Source organism: Sphingobacterium bovisgrunnientis, from assembly GCF_009829085.1.
In the GTDB taxonomy this organism is placed as follows: Bacteria; Bacteroidota; Bacteroidia; order Sphingobacteriales; family Sphingobacteriaceae; genus Sphingobacterium; species Sphingobacterium bovisgrunnientis.
In genome coordinates, this window is the sequence record NZ_WUQY01000232.1 from 1 (window position 1) to 330 (window position 330).

Consider the following 330-nt stretch of genomic DNA (forward strand, 5'->3'; position numbering starts at 1 on the left):
GGCCATTTTTAGTGCGACTAAAACATTTTGGCGTGTTTGTTTACATGTCTTGCATCTTGGTGAGCACCGGCACATTTCGCCACTTTTCCGCATTTTGGTGTATTTCGCGCCATTTGGTGCATTCCACAGAGTCTGGTTCGTTTCAGAGTGCTCCGTACGTTTGAACGGGGTTCGTTACCGTTTGGCGCATCCGGTACATTTCATGCACTTTGTTACATTTTAAGTGCTTTCCGTTATACGTGGGCATGTTTCAGTAGGCAATTCACATAGTGTGTTACATTTTTGAAGATTTCACGTACTTCGCTATAACTTCGGCTCGTTTTGATGTAT

1 protein-coding gene is annotated in these 330 nt (G+C 43.6%); it reads left to right on the plus strand.

Translation table 11 applies throughout. From position 1 onward, the window contains the following. A partial coding sequence (locus tag GOQ16_RS17810; RefSeq protein ID WP_204987532.1) for a hypothetical protein occupies nucleotides 1-223 on the plus strand: 223 nt, incomplete at its 5' end. Nucleotides 224-330: the final 107 nt, after the last annotated feature.